The sequence below is a fragment of the Staphylococcus sp. CoH_129_LAB_1 genome, from assembly GCF_058191515.1.
Window position 1 is genome coordinate 78,578 of record NZ_JBXWKZ010000006.1, and the last position, 8,609, is coordinate 87,186.

6 protein-coding genes are annotated in these 8,609 nt (G+C 29.9%); 5 read left to right on the forward strand and 1 reads right to left on the reverse strand.

The annotated features are described in order from the left end of the window. Positions 1 to 3 precede the first annotated feature (3 nt). From AC2FB1_RS03485 to AC2FB1_RS03500, 4 genes are all read left to right on the forward strand, one after another. On the forward strand, positions 4 to 1,242 hold the full coding sequence (locus AC2FB1_RS03485; RefSeq protein WP_490673893.1) for an LCP family protein: 1,239 nt from the start codon (positions 4 to 6) through the stop codon (positions 1,240 to 1,242). Positions 1,243 to 1,261: 19 nt separating this feature from the next. Then, positions 1,262 to 1,732 (forward strand): DUF2538 family protein, encoded by a 471-nt coding sequence (locus tag AC2FB1_RS03490; protein ID WP_490673894.1) that lies wholly within the window; start codon positions 1,262 to 1,264, stop codon positions 1,730 to 1,732. 119 nt (positions 1,733 to 1,851) lie between these two features. Then, positions 1,852 to 2,271: a GNAT family N-acetyltransferase gene (locus AC2FB1_RS03495; RefSeq protein WP_490673895.1), complete on the forward strand. Its 420-nt coding sequence runs from the start codon at positions 1,852 to 1,854 to the stop codon at positions 2,269 to 2,271. A 148-nt stretch (positions 2,272 to 2,419) separates the two neighbouring features. Further along, complete coding sequence (locus AC2FB1_RS03500; protein WP_490673896.1) at positions 2,420 to 6,478, forward strand: glucosaminidase domain-containing protein; 4,059 nt, start codon at positions 2,420 to 2,422, stop codon at positions 6,476 to 6,478. Between the two features lie 188 nt (positions 6,479 to 6,666). Here the strand turns inward: AC2FB1_RS03500 and AC2FB1_RS03505 are convergent, their stop codons facing one another. Further along, positions 6,667 to 7,086, reverse strand: coding sequence for a MarR family transcriptional regulator (locus AC2FB1_RS03505; RefSeq protein ID WP_490673897.1), 420 nt, complete (start codon positions 7,084 to 7,086; stop codon positions 6,667 to 6,669). A gap of 249 nt (positions 7,087 to 7,335) precedes the next feature. Between AC2FB1_RS03505 and AC2FB1_RS03510 the strand changes: the two genes are divergently transcribed. After that, the gene (locus AC2FB1_RS03510) at positions 7,336 to 8,511 is read left to right on the forward strand and encodes an aminotransferase class I/II-fold pyridoxal phosphate-dependent enzyme (protein ID WP_490673898.1); all 1,176 of its coding nucleotides are present in this window, start codon (positions 7,336 to 7,338) and stop codon (positions 8,509 to 8,511) included. The last annotated feature ends 98 nt before the right edge of the window (positions 8,512 to 8,609 follow it).

Sequence of the window (8,609 nt, forward strand, 5' to 3'; positions counted from 1 at the left end):
ATTATGAATCGTTTTTTAAAATATTTCATGATGCTATTAACATTATTACTTATTATTGTTCCTGTCATTTTTATTGTCAATATATATCATCATTCTGAGAATGCCTTGCAATCTTCATATAATAAATCTGATGCAAAACGTCATTCTACTTTAAGAAATAGCAAAATTAATCCTTCTAAAGATGCGGTCTCAATATTGTTTCTTGGCATAGATGATAATGAAGGTAGACGTAAAAATGGTCAAACTACTGAACATTCAAGAACTGATTCAATGATTTTAGCAACACTTAATCCCAATAAACAACAAATCCGTTTATTAAGTATTCCTCGTGATACAATCAGTTATATTCCTAAAGTAGGCTATTATGATAAAATTACGCATGCACATGCCTATGGTGGCCCTATTGCTGCTATGGATACTGTTGAAGCCACACTTAATGTCCCTGTCGACTATTATATTCGAATTAATATGGATGCCTTTGTTCAAGCGGTAGATAAATTAGGTGGCATTTATTACGATGTACCTTATGATTTAGATGAACCTAACACAGATGACACTGGAAGAATCAAAGTTAAAAAAGGTTATCAAAAATTAAATGGTGATGAAGCTTTAGCTGTCGCACGAACACGTCATCACGATTCAGATTTAAAACGTGGCGAGAGACAAATGGATTTAATCAAAATTTTATTCCAAAAAGCAAAAAATTTAAATTCATATGATAAATTAGATGAACTCGTTCAAATTGTAGGTAAAAATGCTAAACATAACCTAACAACTGAAGAAATTAAATTCATCGCTTCAATTTATTTATCTGATAATATAGATTTTAAAAAGTCTCAACTTAAAGGAGACAATGATTATTTAAATGGTATCTATTATTATAATCCTAGTATCAAGAGTATATTAAAATATTCAAATCTATTGCGTTCTGATTTAGGACTATCTAAAATAACAGATAAGAATGATCTATTGGATGAAAGAGTCATTAAACATTATGGCAATCTAGTACCGTTAACACCTATTGATTCATCTCTATTACAAAATAATCAAAAAGACACAACAAAAGATGAAAACAATACTCCAAATAATGATGCTAATCATTCCATTCAGTCACAGTCAGAACAAAACACATTTAATGATTCTATGGATCAACAAAATCAAACGAGTAATCAAGTCAATAGCAACAATTCAGACAACTCAAACGACTTCAACAATCAAAATGAAATGAATCAATTATATTAATTTGAGAGGAGCACGTAGAATGTCACGCAAAACATACGAAAAGATTGCTAATATTAATGGCATGTTTAACGTATTAGAACAGCAAATTATTCATAGTCAAGATATGGCTTTATTCAGAAGTGAATTCTTTTACGTTAATCATGAACATCGTGAAAACTATGAGGCATTATTAGTATATTATGGTGAAAATTCAGTGAATCCAGTTGTAAATGGAGCTTGTTACATTGTTGCTTTACCTGAAATTTTTAATAAAGTAGATGTATTTGAATCTGATTTACCATTTTCATGGGTATATGATGAGAATGGAATTACGGAAACAATGCAAAATATCAGTATTCCTCTGCAATATTTAATTGCAGCTGCTTTAGAGGTTACAGATGTCAATCTATTTAGACCTTCTGGTTTCACTATGGGTATGAACAACTGGAATATTGCTCAACTAAGGATTTTTTGGCAATATTGTGCGATTGTTCGCCAAGAAGCTTTATAATTTATTCTCCTTTTTACTTTTTAGTGAAAAGGAGTTTTTTATTAATTTAAATAATATAGAATGATTTTATACAATAATTGAGCTTTTTTATTTAATTTAAGAAAGTAGGTAGATTTCATATGTTTAAAGAAGTAATTAATCACTCTATGCTTTCTGATTGTTTTGAAATTAGAAAGTCAGTTTTTGTAGAAGAGCAAGGGGTTCCATTAGAAAACGAATTAGATACATTCGAAAATACTTCTACTCATATTATTGGATATCATGACCATCGTCCATTTGCTTATGCACGATTTCGTTCATATGAAGATGGTATAAAAGTAGAACGTGTAGCAATTTTAAAACCTTATCGTAATAAAGGATTTGGTAAAAAATTAATGAAAACGATTGAGCATATTGCAAAACGAAAACATCATCATAAGCTAATTCTAAATGCACAACTACAAGCTAAACAATTTTATGAAAAACTAGGCTATATTAGTATTGGCCTTCCTTTTCAAGAAGAAAATATTACTCATATTAAAATGTATAAAATAATTTAATTATATTGCCCACTACTTAAAAATTATAAATACCCGCTAGTTATTTATAAGAAAAATTAAAATTAGTTTACAAAACAGTTAAAAATGATTACTCTTAATTTTCTTCACGTTATAATAAAAATGTATAATAAAAAGAGGAGTAACTATTATGACGAAAAAATTTAGCTTTAAATTCCCATCAATGATCGCACTTACTTTATTTGGTGCAGCATTTACTACACATCATGCTGAAGCTGCAGAAAACAAACAAGATACTGCTAATAATGTAATTGATAATCAACAAAATATTAAAAATGCCAATGTAGCCAAAGATCAAGTCAGTAACGCAGCTCAAAATGTTTCTGGAGTGCAAACTTACCAAGATCCTACATTAGTAAAATCAAATACTACTAATAATACATACACATATGATGCAAAATTAGATAACTTAAATCAATCAACTTTATCTCAAAATAACTCATCACGTTCTAATCCTAATGATGCAGTTAAGAACAATAAAACAATTTCAAATTATCAATCTGATAATACAAAATATAATAATAACGAAGTAGCTACTACCTCTACTACTTCGACTAATTCAACTAAATTAGAAACTTTAACAGATTCTAATAATAAATTAATTTCAAATCATGTGACTACTGAAGCACAACCAACTCATAATGAAAGTACTCAATATTCAAATACACAAAAGACAAATACAAATGAAGCTCAAACAACATCAAACAATGTAGATAGTCAACATAATGAAATACAAAAAACTCAATTAATTAATACTACTCAATTAAATAATACTTCTGATAATAACAATCAACCAAAAACAAATAGTAATGTTGCAACGACAACGAAGAATGATGACAATAATAATGTATCATCATCTTCTACTTCAAAAAATCAAAATATAACTAATACATTATCAAATAAAGAAAACAGTCTTGCAGTTAATAGTGATGATTCTAAACTAAAATCTACTGATACTCACTCTTCACCTGCTGTACGTACATATAGTACAACTTTAAATGATAGTAGTGTTCAAAATAATACTAAGACTGATAATACAGCATCAACCACTCAATCAAGTGCGGATGCTGTGTCTAACTCTACTGTATCAGTTCACAAAGGAGTAGGTGGAAAAGGCGGTCCGGCAACCGTAAGTACGTATTCAACTACTTCTTCATTACCTAAATATGTACCGCAAGTTAAATCTTCAATTAATAACTATATTCGCTCAAAAAATTTACAAGCACCAAAGATTGAAGAAAATTACACATCTTACTTCCCTAAATATGGTTATCGTTATGGTGTTGGAAACCCTGAAGGAATTGTTGTACATGATACTGCCAATGAAAACTCAACAATTGATGGAAAAATCAACTATATGAAAAACAACTATACAAATGCTTTTGTGCACGCATTTGTAGATGGTAACCGTATTGTCGAAACTGCCCCTACTGATTACTTATCTTGGGGTGCAGGACCATATGGAAATAATCGTTTTATTAATGTTGAAATTGTTCATACACACGATTATGCTTCATTTGCACGATCAATGAATAACTATGCAGATTATGCTGCTACACAATTACAATATTATGGATTAAAGCCGGATAGTGCTGAATACGATGCTAAAGGTACTGTTTGGACTCATTATGCTATAAGTCGTTACCTAGGTGGCACAGATCATACTGATCCACATGCTTACTTTAGTAACCATAACTATAGTTACGACGAATTATATGATTTAATAAATGAAAAATATTTAATTAAGATGGGCAAAGTTGCACCATGGGGTACAACATCTATAAACAACTCATCTTCTACTACTAAACCAAGTAAAAGTAATCAGACACTAGCGGTAAAATCTAATAGTGGTTTAGCTCAGATTAAAACAAATAATAGTGGTCTTTATACTACAGTGTATGACTCAAAAGGAAAATCAACTAATCAAGTTCATAATACTCTTGCAGTTACAAAATCTGCTCAACTTGGTAACGATAAATACTATTTAGTTTCGGATTATAATAGTGGTAAATTATATGGATGGGTTAAACAAGGTGAGACTATTTATAATACTGTAAAACCAAAAGTAAATATAAATGAATCTTATAATATTAAACCTGGAACGACTCTATACACTGTACCTTGGGGTAATTATAATCAAATTGCTGGAACAGTATCTAAATCAAATCATTCTCCATTTAAAGCAAGTGCGTCACAACAAGTAGGTAAATCAACTTACGTATATGGTTCAGTAAATGGTTTAACAGGTTGGGTAAGTAAATACTATTTAAGTGATATTCAAAAACAAGCGAATAAAACTAATGTGCTTAATATTTCTCAATTAAATAATACTTTAGGCCAAGTAGCTAAAAATAATAATGGCGCTTACACAACAGTATATGACTCATCTGGAAAATTAAATCCTTCTATTAATGGCAATACGTATCGTGTAACTAAAAAAGCAACATTAAATAATAAAGACTTTTATTTAATTTCTGATTTTAATGGTAAACAATTACGTGGTTGGATTCCATCTTCAGAAATTAATATTCAAACCACTACACCTATAAATGATGGCATTAAAAACTATAATATTAAAGGAAATAGTAATATATATGAAACACCTTGGGGTGGTTCGTCTCAAATAAAAGCAACGGTTCCTTCAAAAGGAGATGTTCTAAAATCTATAGATGCCTTAAAAGTAGGATCAAATACTTATCTTCACGGTGTTGTCAATAATATTTGGGGTTGGATTTTAGCAGATGATGTTCAAGCTACAAAAACTAATCAAACAACAAGCAGTGTTCAAACTGTATCAAAAATTGCTCAAGTTAATTCAACAAATAATGGTATACGCTCAAGTATTTACGACACAAAAGGTAAGCATGCAGAGCAGTATGCTAATAAGACATATATTGTAACTAAAGAAAAAGTATTAGATGGTAATACATATGTTTTATTATCTAGTACTTCTGGAAGTACACCATTAGGTTGGTATAATATTAACGATTTAAATATTAAAAATCTAGATAAAGAACAAAAAGTGAAAGGTACTTATACTGTTAATCAAAATAACAAGGGCTTATATACTATTGCCTGGGGTACTAATCAACAACGATTAGATAAAAATAATATTGCTAACCAGACTTTCAAAGCATCTAAATCAACAATTGTTGATGGCGAAACTTATTTATATGGTACAGTTAACGGTCAAACTGGTTGGATTGCGTCAAAAGATTTAACAGATGCTTCATCTGTAGATACAGCAGAAGACTATAATGATGATTTAGTTATAACTAATAGTAATAGCTTCTATTATGACGATCCTACTTCAGCCAAAGCATATACACTTAAACCATTTAAAGAACAAATTTTTAAAGTGTCTAAAAGAAAAGTAGTTAATGGGATCACTTGGTACTACGGTACGTTAAGTAATGGTAAATCTGTATGGATTAAGAAAAGCGATTTACAACAACAATTAGTTAAACAATCTAAAAACTATAGAACACTTGATGACGTCACTAAAATTCAACAAAATGTATATGGCGCACCACCACAAGTTCAACGTAATAATAGCGGTTGGTCGAATGCAACATATAGTGAAATTAAAAATGCTATGAACACAAAAACACTTGCCCAAGATCCAACTTTAAAATATCAATTTTTACGTTTAGATCGTCCACAATCATTATCTGTAGATCGTTTAAATCGACTACTAAAAGGCAAGGGAGTGTTCGAAAATCAAGGTCAAGCGTTTGCTAATGCTGCAAAATTGACAGGTGTTAATGAAGTTTACTTAATTGCACATGCTTTACTTGAAACAGGTAACGGCCAGTCTCAACTTGCCAAAGGTGCAAATTTAGTTAATAATCAAGTAGTTTCTAATTCCCCTACTAAATTCTATAATGCATATGGTATCGGAGCTTATGATTATGCTCCACTTGTAAATGGAATTAATTACGCAAAGCAATCTGGCTGGAATAGTATTTCTAAAGCCATTATTGGTGGTGCTAAGTTTATTGCTCAAGATTATATTAAATCTGGGCAAAATACACTTTATAAAATGCGTTGGAATCCTGATCAACCTGGTACACATCAATATGCTACTGATATTAATTGGGCAAATATAAATGCTCAAGGTTTAAAATATTTATATGATCAAATTGATTCAATTGGTAAATATTTTGAAATACCAGTATTTAATAAATAATAATACAATGAAATAAAACTGAATTCATTCTTAATTCAGTCATCAGCTATTAGTACGTTAAAAGCCTCTGAGACACTTAATTATGTCTCAGAGACTTTTTATATTTTTATATCTCTAAATTTTATATTTAATACAAACACCCATCTTATTGTACTATGTTTTAAAGAACAATAAGATGGGTGCTACTATTAAATGTACAAATGACGACTATTAAGTTTATTTAAAAGATGATTCAAATTATTGATTTCCTCTTCTGTTAAACATTGGCATCTTGCTTCAATTAATTCACATCTTGCTGTATTGATTTGTTTAATTAAATCTCTAGCTTCAGTTGTTAAACATAAATCCTTACAACGTAAATCTTCGTGTGATTGTTGACTTGTGATATAACCTTTATGAACTAATTTCTTTATCCAACGAGACACAATGGATTGCTCTCTACTAATCTTCATAGTTAAATCGTATTGTGATAATCGATCATAATTATAAAGAATTCTTAATAATTCTAGTTGATCATTTGTTATGTCAGTCCGTTGGCCAAAGCGTCTATTTACTAAGTTCAAATCATTATTTGTTAGGGTAATAAGTTTTTCTAGTTGATTATACATAGTTGTTCTACTCCACTCTAGTAATTGTTTATATTATAAAGTTAATTTTATAATTAAACAATACTATTCAATAAATTGACTAAATTCATTTTTAAATATAGTATGACCTATTCATTTTAAATAATTTCTTTACGGAATTGAGGTTTTAATAATTAAATCATATAAATAAAAATATGATATGATAATTATATTCTATTTCAAAGTAATGAGGTCACATTACTTTAAGTGATTATATTTAGAGGTGTAAATATGAAATTATCATTAAATTCAAATTCTAAATTTTTAAGAGCGCCAAGTATTCGACAATTTTCAAGTCGAATAAAAAATATTGACGACTGTGTTAATTTAACCATTGGACAACCTGATTTTCCAATGCCTGATGTGGTTAAACAAGCATATATTAATGCAATAAACGAAAATAAAACAAGTTATTCACATAACAAAGGACTTACTGAAACGCGTCAAGCGATTAGTCAATATTTTAAACGTAGATATGGATTTTATTATAGCGAAGAAGAAATTATTGTTACAAATGGTGCAAGTGAAGCGTTAGATACATCACTAAGAAGTATTATCGAACCTGGAGATGAAATTTTAATTCCTGGCCCTATTTATGCTGGATATATCCCATTAGTTGAAACTTTAGGTGGTAAACCTATTTATATTGATACCACACATTCTGATTTTAAGGTGACACCTGAGCTAATTGAAGCCCACTTTACCAATAAAACTAAAGCAATTTTATTAAATTACCCTACTAATCCAACTGGTGTTATATTAGAGCGTTCGGAAGTTGAAGCACTTATTCAGTACTTAAAAACTAAAGAAGTCTTTATTATAAGTGATGAAATCTACGCTGAAAATACGTTTACAGGTAAACATACTTCTTTTGCAGAATATGAGAAGATTCGTGAACAACTATTACTCATTGGTGGCTTAAGTAAATCACATTCAGCTACAGGTATTCGTATTGGATTTTTAATTGGCCCTGAATACTTAATTGAAAAATTAACCTTCATGCATGCATATAACTGTATTTGTGCCAATGTCCCTGCTCAAATTGCTTGCATCGCTGCATTAAATGAAGGCTTAGAAGCACCAAAATATATGAACGAGGCTTATATTGAACGTCGCGATTATTTAAAAGCTAAATTGTTATCTTTAGGATTCGAACTTGAAGCCCAACCTGAAGGTGCATTTTACATTTTTCCAAGTATTAAACGATTCACTAATAATGATTTTGACTTTTGTGTAAATGTACTTGAAGAGGCACATGTAGCGATGGTTCCAGGCTCTTCTTTTACTAATATAGGAAAAGGCTATATTCGTATTTCTTACGCTTATGAAATGAGCGTCTTAAGAGAAGGAATGCGACGTTTAGAATTATATTTAAAAGAACACTATCCTAATGTGTTAGATAATTAAAAAAAACGCAAGATTGACTAAGTGGACTGACCCCAATTAGTGGGAATGATATAAAAACACTTTCGTTGAATTCATATTAAAATGAATCATGCGGAGGT

Bases quoted from the DNA above. Each gene is read 5' to 3' on its own strand.
- AC2FB1_RS03485 (WP_490673893.1), top strand. From the start codon at position 4: ATGAATCGTTTTTTAAAATATTTCATGATGCTATTAACATTATTACTT.
- AC2FB1_RS03490 (WP_490673894.1), top strand. From the start codon at position 1,262: ATGTCACGCAAAACATACGAAAAGATTGCTAATATTAATGGCATGTTT.
- AC2FB1_RS03495 (WP_490673895.1), top strand. From the start codon at position 1,852: ATGTTTAAAGAAGTAATTAATCACTCTATGCTTTCTGATTGTTTTGAA.
- AC2FB1_RS03500 (WP_490673896.1), top strand. From the start codon at position 2,420: ATGACGAAAAAATTTAGCTTTAAATTCCCATCAATGATCGCACTTACT.
- AC2FB1_RS03505 (WP_490673897.1), bottom strand. From the start codon at position 7,086: ATGTATAATCAACTAGAAAAACTTATTACCCTAACAAATAATGATTTG.
- AC2FB1_RS03510 (WP_490673898.1), top strand. From the start codon at position 7,336: ATGAAATTATCATTAAATTCAAATTCTAAATTTTTAAGAGCGCCAAGT.